At 62.7% G+C, this 14,418-nt stretch carries 13 protein-coding genes; 9 read left to right on the top strand and 4 right to left on the bottom strand.

Annotation, left to right across the window (positions count from 1 at the left end; genetic code table 11):
* Nucleotides 1-117 precede the first annotated feature (117 nt).
* The 4 genes from ccoG to ccoS are packed head-to-tail and all read left to right on the top strand — an operon-like array spanning nt 118 to nt 4,403.
* The gene (gene ccoG / locus ACOOEX_RS16945) at nt 118-1,545 is read left to right on the top strand and encodes a cytochrome c oxidase accessory protein CcoG (RefSeq protein ID WP_420395933.1); all 1,428 of its coding nucleotides are present in this window, start codon (nt 118-120) and stop codon (nt 1,543-1,545) included.
* Nucleotide 1,546: 1 nt separating this feature from the next.
* Nucleotides 1,547-2,032, top strand: coding sequence for a FixH family protein (locus tag ACOOEX_RS16940; protein WP_420395932.1), 486 nt, complete (start codon nt 1,547-1,549; stop codon nt 2,030-2,032).
* A 7-nt stretch (nt 2,033-2,039) separates the two neighbouring features.
* Nucleotides 2,040-4,226 (top strand): heavy metal translocating P-type ATPase, encoded by a 2,187-nt coding sequence (locus ACOOEX_RS16935; RefSeq protein ID WP_420395931.1) that lies wholly within the window; start codon nt 2,040-2,042, stop codon nt 4,224-4,226.
* A gap of 18 nt (nt 4,227-4,244) precedes the next feature.
* Entirely contained in the window at nt 4,245-4,403 is a 159-nt protein-coding gene (ccoS, locus tag ACOOEX_RS16930) for a cbb3-type cytochrome oxidase assembly protein CcoS (protein WP_420395930.1), read from the top strand.
* A 4-nt stretch (nt 4,404-4,407) separates the two neighbouring features.
* On the opposite strand, the gene ACOOEX_RS16925 is transcribed toward ccoS, so the two are convergent.
* Together ACOOEX_RS16925 and ACOOEX_RS16920 are read right to left on the bottom strand one after the other, a co-directional pair.
* Nucleotides 4,408-5,625, bottom strand: a complete 1,218-nt coding sequence (locus tag ACOOEX_RS16925; RefSeq protein WP_420395929.1) for an MFS transporter — start codon at nt 5,623-5,625, stop codon at nt 4,408-4,410.
* A gap of 128 nt (nt 5,626-5,753) precedes the next feature.
* Nucleotides 5,754-7,286, bottom strand: a complete 1,533-nt coding sequence (locus ACOOEX_RS16920) for a D-alanyl-D-alanine carboxypeptidase family protein (protein ID WP_420395928.1) — start codon at nt 7,284-7,286, stop codon at nt 5,754-5,756.
* Between the two features lie 224 nt (nt 7,287-7,510).
* On the opposite strand from ACOOEX_RS16920, the gene hemF reads away from it, so the two are divergent.
* From hemF to ACOOEX_RS16900, 4 genes are all read left to right on the top strand, one after another.
* A complete protein-coding gene (gene hemF, locus ACOOEX_RS16915; RefSeq protein ID WP_420395927.1) occupies nt 7,511-8,401 on the top strand; it encodes an oxygen-dependent coproporphyrinogen oxidase in 891 nt (296 codons plus the stop codon).
* Complete coding sequence (locus ACOOEX_RS16910; RefSeq protein WP_420395926.1) at nt 8,398-8,736, top strand: hypothetical protein; 339 nt, start codon at nt 8,398-8,400, stop codon at nt 8,734-8,736. The genes hemF and ACOOEX_RS16910 overlap by 4 nt, the downstream gene beginning before the upstream one ends.
* Nucleotides 8,733-9,485 (top strand): SDR family NAD(P)-dependent oxidoreductase, encoded by a 753-nt coding sequence (locus tag ACOOEX_RS16905; RefSeq protein WP_420395925.1) that lies wholly within the window; start codon nt 8,733-8,735, stop codon nt 9,483-9,485. The genes ACOOEX_RS16910 and ACOOEX_RS16905 overlap by 4 nt, the downstream gene beginning before the upstream one ends.
* A 219-nt stretch (nt 9,486-9,704) precedes the next feature.
* The gene (locus ACOOEX_RS16900) at nt 9,705-10,769 is read left to right on the top strand and encodes a hypothetical protein (protein WP_420395924.1); all 1,065 of its coding nucleotides are present in this window, start codon (nt 9,705-9,707) and stop codon (nt 10,767-10,769) included.
* A 41-nt stretch (nt 10,770-10,810) separates the two neighbouring features.
* Here the strand turns inward: ACOOEX_RS16900 and hemE are convergent, their stop codons facing one another.
* The gene (hemE, locus tag ACOOEX_RS16895; RefSeq protein WP_420395923.1) at nt 10,811-11,839 is read right to left on the bottom strand and encodes a uroporphyrinogen decarboxylase; all 1,029 of its coding nucleotides are present in this window, start codon (nt 11,837-11,839) and stop codon (nt 10,811-10,813) included.
* Nucleotides 11,840-11,939: 100 nt separating this feature from the next.
* Between hemE and hemC the strand changes: the two genes are divergently transcribed.
* Complete coding sequence (gene hemC / locus ACOOEX_RS16890; RefSeq protein WP_420395922.1) at nt 11,940-12,899, top strand: hydroxymethylbilane synthase; 960 nt, start codon at nt 11,940-11,942, stop codon at nt 12,897-12,899.
* Between the two features lie 95 nt (nt 12,900-12,994).
* On the opposite strand, the gene ACOOEX_RS16885 is transcribed toward hemC, so the two are convergent.
* Nucleotides 12,995-14,410 carry an FAD-binding oxidoreductase gene (locus tag ACOOEX_RS16885; protein WP_420395921.1) on the bottom strand — a complete coding sequence of 472 codons (1,416 nt, stop codon included), beginning with the start codon at nt 14,408-14,410 and terminating at the stop codon, nt 12,995-12,997.
* Nucleotides 14,411-14,418 lie beyond the last annotated feature (8 nt).

Below are 14,418 nucleotides of genomic sequence, written 5' to 3'. Positions count from 1 at the left end.
ACTCATCTTTTTTGCAGTGCAGCGGCGATTCTTGATCCACGTCAAAGTTCGCAACTGCCCCCGCGCCTAAACACCAGACAAGCCAAGGCAATCTGCACGTAAGGGGACGACTCAGTCATGAGTTCCACAGAACAACCGAAAAAGCTCTATGCCGCCCGTGAACCTGTCTTTCCCAAGCGCGTGAGTGGCAATTTCCGGAACCTCAAGTGGATCATCATGATTGTGACCCTGGGCATCTATTACCTGACGCCCTGGATCCGGTGGGACCGTGGCCCCTCGCTGCCCGATCAGGCGGTGCTGCTGGACCTAGCCAACCGCCGCTTCTTCTTCTTCTGGATCGAAATCTGGCCGCATGAGTTTTACTTCGTCGCGGGCCTTCTGATCATGGCAGGCCTTGGCCTGTTCCTGTTTACCTCGGCGCTTGGGCGGGTCTGGTGCGGCTATGCCTGCCCGCAAACCGTCTGGACGGACCTTTTCTATACGGTGGAACGCTGGATCGAAGGCGACCGCAACGCGCGCCTGCGCCTGTGGAAAGCCAAGTGGGACGGCAGGAAGATCCGCCTCCGGGTGTTCAAGTACATCAGTTGGTTCGTGATCGCCGTGGCAACCGGCGGGGCCTGGGTGTTCTACTTCACCGATGCGCCGACCCTGCTGGTTGATCTGGTCACCTTGCAGGCACCCTACGTGGCCTATGTCACAATCGGCATCCTGACATTCACCACTTTCGTGTTCGGCGGTTTCATGCGCGAACAGGTCTGCATCTACATGTGCCCCTGGCCGCGGATTCAGGCAGCGATGATGGATGAAGACTCGCTGACTGTCGCCTATCGTGAATGGCGGGGCGAACCGCGCGGCAAGCACCGCAAGGGCGCGGATGCCGACCAGCTTGGCGACTGCATCGACTGTATGGCCTGCGTCAATGTCTGCCCTGTGGGCATCGACATCCGCGATGGTCAGCAACTGGAATGCATCACCTGCGCGCTGTGTATCGACGCCTGCGACGACATCATGGCCAAGATCGGCAAGCCACGCGGCCTGATCGACTACATGGCCCTGACGGACGAGGCGAATGAGCGAGCCGGTAATGCAAAGAAACCGGTCTGGCAGCACATCTTCCGTCTGCGCACGATCATCTACACCGTGCTGTGGTCCGCAATCGGCATCGGCCTGACCGTGATGCTGTTCATTCGGTCCGACATCGACATCACCGTGTCGCCGGTGCGCAATCCGACCTATGTGACGCTGTCTGATGGCACCATCCGCAACACATATGACGTGCGGATCAGAAACATGCAGCACGATGCGACGGACTTCCACATCTCGCTGACCTCGGACGAGATCCTGCGGGTGGAACTGGAGGGCACCGATCTCCTGACCGTGACTGTGCCCGCCGACACCACCCAGTTGCAGCGGGTCTATGTCCTGGCACGCCCGGGCGATCCGGCAGCAAGCCAGGACCGCACCGATTTCCGCCTTTGGGTGGAAGACCAGAGCAGCGGCACACGGACCTTTGAGGACACCGTATTCAACGGACGGGAGAACTGACATGAGCAATGCAGACCAACCATCGGGGGGGCGGGAACTGACCGGCCGCAAGGTTCTGATGATCTTCATTGCCGGATTCGGCATCATCATCGGTGTGAACCTGTTCATGGCATTTAATGCAGTCAGTACATTTCCGGGGCTGGAGGTGTCGTCTTCCTACGCGGACAGTCAGGATTTCAATCTGAGGCGCGATGCACAGGAGGCGCTTGGCTGGAATGCCTCGGTCGAGGTTGATGCCGAGTCCGGTGTGCTGACCCTGCATCTGGTCGATGACAGTGGCCAGCCCGTTGCGCCGGCGGAATTCGAGGCGCTTCTGACCCGCCCCACCAACCGCGAGGAAGATCAACTGCTGGAGCTGACCCGCAACGCCGGGGCCTTTACCGCACCGGTTGAGGTGTCCGAGGGCCGCTGGCGTCTGCGCCTGACCGGCACCGCCCGCGACGGCACCGATTACCGCCACAACATCACCTTCACCGTGCGGGGATAGACCTGCCATGACTGCCACGTTCGAGCATCCAAGCCCTGCCGTTTGCCCCGCCTGTTCCGTCACTCCGGCGGCAGAGGCGCTGGCGGAGGTGCCGCAGGACGCGCGGCTGATGCTGTCGCTGCCGGGCATCCATTGCGCGGCCTGTATCTCGACGGTGGAAAAGGCGCTGTCCAACGCGCCCGGCGTGCATTCCGCTCGGGTCAACCTGACGCTCAAACGTGCGATGGTCGAGGCCGAAGCAGACGTGACGGCAGAGGATCTCGTGCGGGTGCTGGACCGCGCGGGGTATGAGGCGCATGAGCTTGACCCCGGCGTGCTGGCCACGACCGAGGCCGACCGGGCCAGCAAGGACCTGCTGATGCGGCTGGCCGTGGCGGGCTTTGCGATGATGAACGTGATGCTTCTGTCGGTCGCCGTCTGGTCCGGGGCCGAGGGCGTGACCCGCGACATGATGCACTGGATCTCGGCCTTCATCGTGCTGCCCGCGATCGTGTTCACCGGCAAGCCCTTCTACGTAAACGCGTGGTCTGCGCTGAAGAACGGGCGGCTCAACATGGATGTGCCGATCACGCTGGCGATCCTGCTGGCCGTGGGGACATCCCTCTATGAGACCATTCATTCCGGCGAACACGCCTATTTTGACGCCGCGATCTCGCTGACCTTTTTCCTACTCGCGGGCCGGTATCTCGACTATCGCACCCGCGCTTCTGCCCGCTCTGCCGCGCAGGAACTGGCCGCGATGGAAGTGCCCCGCGCGCTACGGCTGTCGGCGGAAGGGGAAACCGAGACGGTGGGTGTTGCGGAACTCGTCGTGGGCGACACCGTTCTGGTCAAACCCGGTGGTCGCGTGCCGGTGGATGGCGTGGTGCGCGACGGCACGTCAGAGATCGACCGCGCTCTGATGACCGGTGAAAGCCTGCCAGCCTTTGCTGGCCCCGGAACCGCCGTGTCTGCGGGCGAGGTCAACCTGACCGGGCCATTGACCGTTGAGGTCACAGCAGCAGGCGAGGACACCGCGCTTCACCGTATCGCCGACCTGGTCGCCATCGCGGAATCGGGGCGCAACAACTACACCTCGCTCGCCGATCAGGCGGCGAAGCTTTATGCGCCCGGCGTCCATATCCTCTCGGCGTTGGCGGCCATCGGCTGGTATCTCTACACCTTCGACCTGCGCGTGTCGCTGAACATCGCCGCGGCGGTTCTGATCATCACCTGCCCTTGTGCGCTTGGCCTTGCCGTGCCTGCGGTGACCACCGCCGCCTCTGGCCGCCTGTTCCGCAAGGGGATGCTGATCAAGGACGGCACCGCGATGGAGCGGCTTGCCGAGGTCGATACGGTGGTCTTCGACAAGACCGGTACCCTGACCATGGGCGCGCCGCATCCGGTGGGACTGTCCGATCTGCCCGCAAATGTGCAGGGCGTTGCCTTGGCTCTTGCAACGGTTTCGGGACACCCGCTGGCCGAAGCGCTGGCCCGCGGTCTGCGTGACCTGGGCCGTTTGCCAGAGACACTGAGCGACGTGCGTGAAGTGCCGGGCTATGGCGTCGAGGGCCGCTGGAATGGCAAGACCGTCCGCCTTGGCCGCGCCACATGGGTGGGGGCCGAAGCGCCCGACATGACAGCAACGTTCCTTCAGATCGAGGATGAGCCTCCTGTGCCCATCACCTTCACGGATTCCATGCGCCCCGGTGCGAAAGAGGCCGTTGAAGGGCTGCGGGCGAACGGTCTGCGCGTGATCCTGATTTCAGGCGACGCCAGGGGCGCGGTGGAACGCTTCGCGGCAGACATCGGTATCGACGAGGTCATGGCCGAAGCGCTGCCAGATCAGAAAGCCGCCCGCGTGGCGGAACTGGCCTCCGGCGGAGCGAAGGTGCTGATGGTCGGCGACGGGCTGAACGACACGGCGGCCCTGACCGCGGCGCATGTCTCGATTTCTCCGGCCTCGGCTCTGGATGCGGCCCGTGTGGCCTCTGACATGGTTCTGCTTGGCAAGGATCTGGCGCCGATTGCCGATGCGTTCGAAACCTCGGTCAAGGCCCGCGCGCGCATCCGCGAAAACTTCTCGATCGCCACGGTCTACAACATCATCGCCGTGCCCTTCGCCATTGCAGGATTCGCCACGCCCCTGATGGCGGCCTTGGCGATGTCGACCAGCTCGATTACCGTGTCTCTCAACGCGTTGCGCTTGCGCTGATCCGAAAGAAGGCCCCCGATGGATGTTCTCGTCATACTGATCCCCGTGTCCCTGTTTCTGGGCGCGCTTGGGCTGGTCGGGTTTTTCTGGTTGTTGAAGCGGGGGCAGTTCGACGACCCCGAGGGCGATGCCAACCGCATTCTCAGCGGTGATTACGACGACAAACCGAAGAGCTGACCAATCAGCGTTGTTCCGCCAGCGCAAGCGGCCCCGGCGCTTCCCTGATCGGCATGTGAATAAGCGCCGCCAATAAGCCGAGCGCAACCGCCGCCCACCACATCGGCGTGTAGTCCTGAGTCAGGTCATAGATGCGCCCGCCAAGCCAGGCACCGATAAAGCTGCCGGTCTGGTGGCTGAGAAAGACAAGACCCGCCAGCGTTGAAAAGAACCGCATCCCTTGCGTTTGTGCCACCAACCCCATGGTTAGCGGAACGGTGGACAGCCACAAGAGCCCCATGAGGGCGGAGAACACCAGCACGCTTGTTTCCGACAGCGGGATCAGGATGAAGCAGGTGATCACCACTGCGCGGGTGAAATAGATGCCGCTGAGAACCTTCTTCTTGGAATAGACCTGCCCCGACCAGCCCGACAGGAACGATCCCGCGATGTTGAACAACCCGATGAAGGCCAGCGACCAGCCCCCGACCCAAAGCGCCAGCCCTGAATCCACGACATAGGCGGGCAAATGGGTCTGGATGAAGGCTACGTGAAACCCGCAGACGAAGAAGCCGAAGAACAGGCAAAGGTAGCTGCGGTCACGGAATGCCGTTCCAAGTGCGTGGCCGAAATCGCTGGCGCTTGACCCTGATGCCGTCGGCTTCGAGACGCGGGCGATGAAGAGGAGAAAAGGCAGGATCAGGGCGAAACTGGCCCCGATCACGATCAGCGCCGTCTGCCAGCCGATTCCGCCGATCATCGTGGTTGCGGCAGGCGCGGCGACGAACATGCCAAGCGAGGCTGCCGCGGTTCCAAGCCCAAGGATGAAGCTGCGCCGCTCTGGTGTCACGATCTTGCCAAGCGCCCCGATAACAATGGGAAACGAGGCTGCCCCGGTTCCGATCCCCACAAGAACCCCGGTCAAAACGAACAGCACCGGGTCGGTCACCACACCCCGCAGGGCAAAACCCATCCCGGCAAAGACCGCCCCGAAGGCCAGAACCCGCGCGGTTCCAAAGCGGTCGGCGAAGGCGCCCGCCACAGGTTGCGCAAAGCCCCAGGCCAAAGCCTGAATGGCAACGGAAAGCGAGAACACCTCGCGCCCCCACCCCAGATCAGCAGACATCGGGGCGAGGAATACGCCGAAGGTCGCGGCAAAGCCGAAGCTGAGAAACGCGACCATGCAGCCCGCGAAGATTGCCACGTTCAACTGAGCGGGATTGATCCCTTTGGCATCTGTCATCTCAAACCTCCTTCAACCAAAGGCAAGCGCAGAGCAAAGCCCGTGCTGTGCATCGGCCCCAAGGTTCCGCCGTCGCAGGATACGCAGCTATTCAAGTATCAGTCTATGGTGGTCTTCGGTGCGCGCGATCAGGGACCGTAGGTCGTGCAGGTGATGTTGCGCGACATCAGTCGCGCGCAGGCCCGCTCCGCCTGCTCTTGCCCCATGCCCGCGAATTGGGCCTCGAAGCCGCCTGTGCGTTGCACGACGTTGCGCAATGCCTCGTCAAAGGTGCCCAGTTCCGCCAGCGCAGTTCGCAGCAGCAGCTGTTCGGCGGCAAAGCGCGACGGGTAACGCCCAAGCGACACACCGTACAGTCTGCTTCCGCTCGACGAGGCCCGCGTGACGATCTCCTGCACGGGCGGTTCCGGGTCGGGGTCGATGACTGCAAGTTCGATTTCGGTCGAGTCGTAGGCTACGATTTCCGGGCGCTGGACAGGCGTCACGCTTGCCAGCAGCGAGTCATCGCTCCCTTGTTCGATCTCTGTCCCCGTCTCCAGTGCCTCGGCCTCCGCCATGGCTCCGGTGCCCTCGTTATCAATCTCTTCCGGTCGTGGTTCGGGTATGGGAGTCTCGCTCAGGTCTTGTTGCGGTGGCTCGGCAAGGGCGTCTTCTACCGCGTCTTCCACAGCAGCGATCAGGTCCGGCGAAACCTCGGGAATCTCTTCAGGCTCCGCTACCGGCAGCGGACGGAGAAGCGGCCTCAGGCTGCTTGTCACCAGGCCATTCGGCCGGATCGTATGCCCGGCCCGGCCATCCCCTGGCCCATAGGAGGGGAGTTCCGGTCGTCGGATCGTGGCATTCGCCGGAGCGCGGGCAAATCCCATGTCCAGCAGCTCCATGATCCGTTCATTCCGGCTGGCTGTGGACCTGCCGCCGAACACCGTCGCGATGATGCGGACATTGCCCCGCTCTGCCGATGCCACCAGATTGTAGCCGGCCGCGCGCGTGTACCCCGTCTTGATCCCGTCCGCCCCGCGATAGGCGTCCAGAAAGCGGCGGTTGGTGTTGCGCACGGTGGCAATCCCGGCATCCGCCGTGCGGCGCGAGAACAGGTTGTAGTACTGCGGATAATCAAAGAACAGCCGCCGCCCCATCGTGGTCATGTCGCGGGCCGTGGACAGGTGGCCGTCTTCGGTCAGTCCATGCGCATTGCGGAAGGTCGTGCGCGTCATGCCGAGCGCTTCGGCGGTGCGATTCATGCGTCGGGCAAAGGCCGCTTCCGAGCCGGAGATCGCCTCACCGATCGCGGTGGCCGCATCATTGGCGGATCGCACCGCAGCGGCCCGGATCAGGTAGCGCAGGCGGATCGTGCTGCCCGCCTGCAATCCGAGCCGGGAGGGTGGCTCTGCCGCTGCGTTGCGGGAAATGCGCACCTGCGTATCGAGGGTAATCTCGCCAAGCCGGATCGCCTCGAACGCGATGTAGAGCGTCATCATCTTGGTCAGCGAGGCCGGGTGCAGCCGTGTGTCGGCGTTCCTAGAATGAAGGACTTCACCGGTCCGCGCGTCGATGACCATGGCGGCATAGGGAGCGGCCTGCGCCGGGGAAACCACGGCCAGGATCGTGCCAAGTAGCACAACAAGACCCGTCAGGGTCGAAAGGAGCGTTCTTCGGATCACGAAACTGCTCTGTCTGCCTCTGTTGCCGTCTGTTGCGGCTTTGAGAGGAGACTAGGGGATAATTTCATAAGAATCCATCATTAACCGTAATTCAATTTGCGGTCATTTTGAGGCAATCGACATGTCGGGGCGCGCGACGATCTGGCCGCAATATCTGCACCCGCGCCTCTGGACCTGCGCTGGCCGATTGGGCACAGTCCCGCCGACCGCGAAAGGAGACCCCGATGAGCGACCCGTTTGATGCCAGAAAAGCCCGCGCCTCGGCCTGGTTCCGAGACCTGCGCAACCAGATCGTTGGCGCCTTCGAAGCATTGGAAGACAGCCAGTGCGAGGGACCCTTTGCTGGTTTGCCCGCCGGACGGTTCGAGGTGACGGAGACCAAACGCGCCTCGGAGGATGGATCGGATGCAGGTGGCGGGTTGATGAGCGTCATGCGCGGCGGGCGCGTGTTCGAGAAGGTGGGCGTCAATGTCTCCACCGTCTACGGCCAGCTCGGCGCGCAAGCGCAAAAGGCCATGGCCGCGCGCGGTGTGCCGGGAATGGAGGATGATCCGCGCTTCTGGGCCTCTGGCATTTCGCTGGTGGCGCATATGCAGAACCCGCACACCCCCGCCGTGCATATGAACACACGCATGTTCTGGACGCCGCACGCCTGGTGGTTCGGGGGTGGGTCGGACCTGAACCCCTGCATCGAATATGACGAGGACACGGCCCATTTTCATGCTGTCCAGAAACAGCATCTCGACCCGCATGGGGACACGCTATACCCCGAGCTCAAGGCCTGGGCGGACGAGTATTTCTTCATCCCGCACCGGGGCCGGGCGCGAGGCGTGGGCGGGATCTTCATGGACGACCGCAATACCGGCGACTGGGACGCTGATTTCGCCCTGACCCAGGATATCGGCCGCGCCTTCCTGCCCGCCTTCCTGCCAGTCACCGAAAAGCGCCGGAACATGCCCTGGACGGAGAAAGACAAGGATGCGCAGCTGATCCACCGGGGGCTCTATGCCGAATACAACCTTGTGTATGACCGGGGCACCAAGTTCGGGCTGGCCACCGGGCATGACGCGAATGCCGTGCTGATGAGCCTGCCGCCGCTGGCCAAATGGGTGTGATCCGACAGATCCGGATCGAGGCGTTTCTGCCGACCGGCAAAGCAACTGCCGCTGCAAGGATTGCAGACCGGATCGCCGAGGATCTGGCCCTGTGTCATCAGCAGACAGCCCCACATCCCGAAGGCGGCCATGTTGCGCGTTTTTCATGTTCGTTTGCCGGGGAAAACTGGGCGGAAAATGTGTTGGCGGCGTTGACACTTGCAACCCGGTTCGGGCGCGACATCCGCGTGAATGGAGCGGTATCTGAGGCCCTGACCATCGCGGTCCTCGCACCCTCAATCATTGGCGTGGACAGCGTTACACTGGACCTTACACGGGAAGGAGAGCCGGAATGACCGGAAAAACCGCTATCGTCACCGGGGCCGCGCGCGGCATCGGCCTTGCCACCACGAAGCTGTTTCTGGAGGAAGGCCGCCGTGTCGCCATGATCGACCGCGACGAGCCCGCGCTGATGGAGGCCGCGTCTGGTTTGGACAACGTCCTGCCGGTTGTCTGCGACGTGTCGCAGCCCGATCAGGTCGCGGCCATGGTGGCAGAGGTGCAGAAGCAGTTCGGCCAGATCGACGCGCTGGTCAACAATGCGGGCGTGGCCGACTTCGGCCCCATCGACGAGACCGATTTCGAACGCTGGCGGCGGGTGATGGAAACCAATCTTGACGGGGTCTTCCTGTGTTCGCAGGCCTGCGCCCCGGCGCTGAAGGAGGCGAAAGGCAGCATCGTCAATATCGCCTCGATCTCGGGGCTCAGGGCCTCGACCCTGCGCGTGGCCTATGGCACGTCGAAAGCGGGCGTCATGCACCTGACGCAGCAGCAGGCGGCGGAATGGGGTGAGTTCGGCGTGCGCGCCAATTGCATCTGCCCCGGCCCGGTGGCAACGAAACTGGCCATGGCGGTGCATACACAGGATATCATCGACGCCTATCACGACGCGATCCCCTTGAACCGCTATGGCAGCGAAGACGAGATCGGCAATGTGATCGTGTTCCTTTGCTCGGATAAGGCGAGCTACGTGACCGGGCAGGTCATTGCCGTCGATGGAGGGTTCCAGTCGACGGGGATCGGGCTTCCTTCGCTCCGGGTGTGACAAAAACCTTCGGCCAACGGCCCTGAATGGCTCCTGGCAATTCTCATTCCTTCCCAAAACTGGTGAAAAAAGGTGACTCGACGGTGATTGCCGTGAAATAACTGTCCCGTTGGATGTCCGCGGTATCAGTATTTCAAAGCAATGGGGGTCGCTTTGTTCTGGAATTACTTTCGAAATACACAGCCTTCTTCTCGCATGTGGTCTTCATACAAGATCGGCTTGAACGTCCTCAATGAACGTTTGAATCGGAGTGAGGACGGCAGTTACCTCAACCCGCGTGTGAATGAGCTCCTTTCTGAATCAGAAGAAGGCCCGAGAAGCTGGAAGAGCCTATTCGAAGCAAAACGCCTTCTGATTCCCAGAATGAGCCCAGAGATGATTCAGGCGGAATCCATTCGTGGTCTGGAGCAGGCGAAAGAATGGGGAATCCCGGAAGCCGCTTCCTTCGAAGCCAACCTCAACAGCGCACGCGAGAACCCCAAGCTTCAAGAAGCCATTTACGAACAATTGGTTGACAGCCTTCAGTTCCACCACTACCAGCGGCTACTCCATGATCAAACACGCAGCCGAACCGCACGAAACTTGAACCTCGTCGGCGTCGTGGTCGTCGGTGTAGCGATGGCAGCTTTGATTGTGTTCAGTGAGCCGACCATCATGCGGTTCGTCGTCCAATACAGCTTCTTCTCGGTTATGTGGTTTGGAATGATGGGGGCGTATCTTTCCCGCATGATCGCGTTTCAAACAGACTTGAACGCGTTGGATCACTCCGCACTGAGAATCAACTTCTCTCCACTTTCTCTCGGTGTGCGCATGATAGTCGGGGCCCTTGCCGCTCTGATTTTTTATCTCCTGATACTAGGAGACCTTGTGGGTGGAGAGTTCTTTCCGGATCTTCATGGGGAGCAGTTCCTGATTGGATACTCTGTGTATTCTGAGGACACGGGCTTTGAGGACGTGCAGGTGGAAGAATCGGATGAGTCCGAAAGCAATTCCAAATCTGAGGATGCACCAATGCCGGAGACGGCAGGGCAATCCGTCGAAGCCGATGCAATTACGCAAAGCAGTGAAGTTCAGGCTGTAGAGAGCGAGCGGCCGGACGCAGAAGTTGACGAACGCGAAGAAGAAAGCGAATCCGAGAAGGGAAAACCAGCTGATCTATTGGTTTCGCTCTTTACCAGCCAATTTGCCAAGCTGCTTATCTGGGCGACACTTGCTGGGTTTTCCGAACGGCTTCTGCCCAATCGGCTGAACAGTATGGCGATCAACGACAAAAGAAACGCCTAGTGTTTCAAGGCTTCTCTGCTGCCTTCAGCGCGTCCGGCATCCTAGCCGTTCCTGACCGTGTCGATCATCAGTTGCACATTCTCGGGATCCGCATCCGGCGTGATTCCGTGGCCGAGGTTGAAGATATGGGGGCCACCCCGAAACGCCTCAACGATGCGGCGGGTTTCATCGACCAGCGCCTGACCGCCGGTCACCATGTGGCCCGGTGCGAGGTTGCCCTGAATGCAGCTGTCGGGTTGCAGGTTCTCTGCCGCCCAGGTCGCTGACACCGAATTGTCGATGGCCAGGCAATCGGCCCCGACAGCCTTGGCGAAGCCGACATAGTTGTCACCGGCCTCTCGCGGGAAGGCGATGACGGGCAGGCCGGGATGGCGGGCCTTGAGTTCCGAGATGATGCGTTTCGCGGGGGTAAGCGCGTATTTGGCAAAGGCATCCCCCTTCAATGACCCGGCCCAGGAATCGAAGAGCTTGATCACCTCTGCCCCGGCCTCGACCTGCATCGAAAGATACTCGATGGTCGACTCCGTCAGCAGGTCGATGAGCGCCTCAAACGTGGCGGTTTCGCCTTCGCGCAGCGCATGGGCCGGGCCCTGATCCGGCGTGCCGCGGCCAGCGATCATGTAGGTGGCCACGGTCCAGGGGGCGCCGGCGAAGCCGATCAGCGTCGTTTCGTCGGGCAGTTCGCGCGACAGGATACGCACGGTTTCATAGACCGGCGCGAGGTGATTGTGGATGTCGTCCTTGCCCTTCAGGCCGCGCAGCCCTTCGGGGCCGGTGATGGTTGACAGGCGCGGACCCTCGCCGGTGACGAACCAAAGATCGGCCCCAAGCGCCTGCGGCAGTAGCAGGATATCGGCAAAGAGGATCGCGGCATCGAACCCGTAGCGCCGGATCGGCTGCAACGTGACCTCGGCGGCGAGATCGGAATTGTAGCACAGTGACAGGAAATCCCCCGCCTCGGCCCGCGTCGCGCGGTATTCCGGCAGGTAACGGCCCGCCTGCCGCATCATCCAGATCGGCGGTGTGGGCAGCGTTTCTCCGGCAAGGGCGCGCAGCAGGGTCTTGGTCATCGTGGGCCTCCGTCACAGTCGGCGCACCCTTTTACGCGCGGCCCCCAGTGTCAAGCAGGTCGCGTTGTCACGGGGGCAAACTGCGGCTAGGAAGGCGGGCATGAATCACATGCTGCCCACCCCCGCCCAACCTCTGAAGATCGGCACGCGCGGCTCGCCGCTGGCGCTCGCCCAGGCCCATGAAACGCGCGACCGACTGGCCGCTGCCTTCGACCTGCCGAAAGAGGCGTTCGAAATCGTGGTGATCAAGACGACCGGCGACAACCGGGCGCTCATCGACGCGGACAAGCCACTAAAAGAACTGGGCGGCAAGGGGCTGTTCACCAAGGAAATCGAAGAGGCGATGCTGGCAGGCGCCATCGACATCGCGGTGCATTCGATGAAGGATATGCCGGTGCTGCAACCGGCGGGGCTGGTGCTGGACTGCTACCTTCCGCGAGAGGATGTGCGCGATGCCTTCGTATCGCTCAACTGCGCCGGGCTGGCGGACCTTCCCGAAGGTGCCGTTGTCGGGTCGTCCTCGTTGCGCCGCCGGGCACAACTGCGCGCGCGCCGCCCCGATCTGAAGGTGGTGGAGTTCCGGGGCAATGTGCAAACCCGGATGAAGAAGCTTGGCGATGGCGTGGCCGATGCGACCTTCCTGGCAATGGCGGGGCTGCGCAGGCTTGGTATGGCCGATGTCGCCAAGGCTCCGATCGCGGTCGAGGATATGTTGCCCGCCGTGGCGCAAGGGGCCATCGGGATCGAACGGCGCGGGGATGACCGCCGCGCCGCCGATATGCTTGCCGCGATCCATGATCGTGACACCGGTCTGCGGCTCGCGGCCGAGCGGGCTTTCCTCGCCGGGCTCGACGGGTCTTGCGAAACGCCCATTGCCGGCCTTGCAGAGCTGCATGGCTCCACCCTGCGCCTACGCGGCGAAATCCTGCGCCCCGACGGGTCAGAGGTTCTGTCGGATGACATCACCGCTTCGGTCGAGGACGGGGCCGCTGCGGGCAAGGACATGGCTACCCGCCTGCGCGACCGGGCCGGTCCCGGTTTCTTCGACTGGATCGCTTAAGCCCGCCCCGCATCGAGACAGAACGAAGCGACGCAGGGCGTATGATGTGACGCCAGGGAAACGCGCCCCGCAGGCCGCGCGGCCAAGCTCATGTCTCAGGGAATGACCTTGCCGGGATTGAGGATGCCATTGGGGTCAAGCGCCGCCTTGATCCGGCTCATAACCGCCAGCGCAACCGGGTCCTTGTGCGCCGCCATGGCGGACCGCTTCAGAACCCCCACCCCGTGTTCGGCCGAGAATGACCCGCCAAGCGCGATGACCTCCTCCTCCACGGCGCGCGAAATGGCCTTCATGAGCGCTTGATCCGGCGATGAGGGCCAGCCTGCGAAATGCAGGTTGCCGTCGCCCAGATGCGCGACGTTCAGGAAGTCCATGCCGGGGTCCAACGCCCGGGCGCGGCGTTCGATCCGCTCCAGCAGCTCCTGCATCAGGTCGGGCCGCACCGCCACGTCATTGTCGACGAAGGGCAGCTTCAGCAGCGCCAGTTCCGCCGCCGCCTCCCGCCGCGCCCACATCTCTGCCCGTTGCGCTTCGTTCTGGGCCACAACCGCATCGAGGACGCCTCCGGCTTCCATCGCGGCCACCAGAACGGTCTCCAGATGCGCGGCGATTGGCACGACGCCGTCGGCCCCCGGCAGAGCATCGCGGTCGGAGACCGCGCCCACCTCCACCAGCACATTGACCTCGTGCCGGTCTGCAAAGGGCAGGCGGGCGTCAGGATAGCGGGTCGTGAATGCGTCCAGATAGGCGCCGGGCATGTATTCGAACGCCTCTACCGCGCCGCCGGTCTCGGCCTGCAACGCGTGCAGCAGGCTTATCGCGTCGTCGATCGTGGCCGTCGCCACCATGGCGGTCGCATAGGCGCGCGGCTTGGGGAACAGCTTTACCACCGCGGCTGTGATGATGCCCAAAGTGCCCTCGGCCCCGATCACCAGATCGCGCAGGTCATAGCCGGAGTTGTCCTTGTGAAGCGCGCTCATGAGGTCCATCACCTCGCCCGTGGGCGTCACCACTTCGACACCTAGGCAGAGCGCGCGGGCATTGCCATAGCGCAGCACATTGGATCCGCCCGCATTGGTCGACAGCGCCCCTCCCAACATCGCCGATCCCCGGGCTCCGAAAAATAGCGGGAAGATCAACCCCTCCGCCTCCACGGCCTCATGCAGATCAGACAGGATGACCCCGGCCTCGGCCACCGCGATCCGGGCTTCGGGGCGAATGTCCCGAATGCGGTTCATCCTGTCCATCGACAGCATGATCGCACCCTCGGCGAAGGTGCCGCCTGCCATGCCGGTATTGCCGGACACCGGCACCACGGGCACGCGCAAGTCATTCGCAAGCCGCACGATGGCGGCCACGTCCTCGGTGCAATCGGGCCGTGTGACGGCCAGCGGCGTCCAGTGATCCTCGCCGCTCCAGTCGCTGGACCAGCGTGCCATATCCGTGCCGGTGACCAGCTTGCCGGGGCCGAGGATCTGCTCCAGTTGGGCGAGGATGTGATCGTGTTCCATGATCGGGA

This window comes from Nioella sp. (genome assembly GCF_965215655.1).
Lineage (GTDB): Bacteria > Pseudomonadota > Alphaproteobacteria > Rhodobacterales > Rhodobacteraceae > Nioella.
The sequence above is the reverse complement of the archived record's forward strand: the minus strand, read 5'-3'. Positions and strand labels throughout refer to the sequence as shown.

Coding starts and splice junctions, on each gene's coding strand:
- ccoG (WP_420395933.1), top strand. CDS start 118: ATGAGTTCCACAGAACAACCGAAAAAGCTCTATGCCGCCCGTGAACCT.
- ACOOEX_RS16940 (WP_420395932.1), top strand. CDS start 1,547: ATGAGCAATGCAGACCAACCATCGGGGGGGCGGGAACTGACCGGCCGC.
- ACOOEX_RS16935 (WP_420395931.1), top strand. CDS start 2,040: ATGACTGCCACGTTCGAGCATCCAAGCCCTGCCGTTTGCCCCGCCTGT.
- ccoS (WP_420395930.1), top strand. CDS start 4,245: ATGGATGTTCTCGTCATACTGATCCCCGTGTCCCTGTTTCTGGGCGCG.
- ACOOEX_RS16925 (WP_420395929.1), bottom strand. CDS start 5,625: ATGACAGATGCCAAAGGGATCAATCCCGCTCAGTTGAACGTGGCAATC.
- hemF (WP_420395927.1), top strand. CDS start 7,511: ATGAGCGACCCGTTTGATGCCAGAAAAGCCCGCGCCTCGGCCTGGTTC.
- ACOOEX_RS16905 (WP_420395925.1), top strand. CDS start 8,733: ATGACCGGAAAAACCGCTATCGTCACCGGGGCCGCGCGCGGCATCGGC.
- hemE (WP_420395923.1), bottom strand. CDS start 11,839: ATGACCAAGACCCTGCTGCGCGCCCTTGCCGGAGAAACGCTGCCCACA.
- hemC (WP_420395922.1), top strand. CDS start 11,940: ATGAATCACATGCTGCCCACCCCCGCCCAACCTCTGAAGATCGGCACG.
- ACOOEX_RS16885 (WP_420395921.1), bottom strand. CDS start 14,410: ATGGAACACGATCACATCCTCGCCCAACTGGAGCAGATCCTCGGCCCC.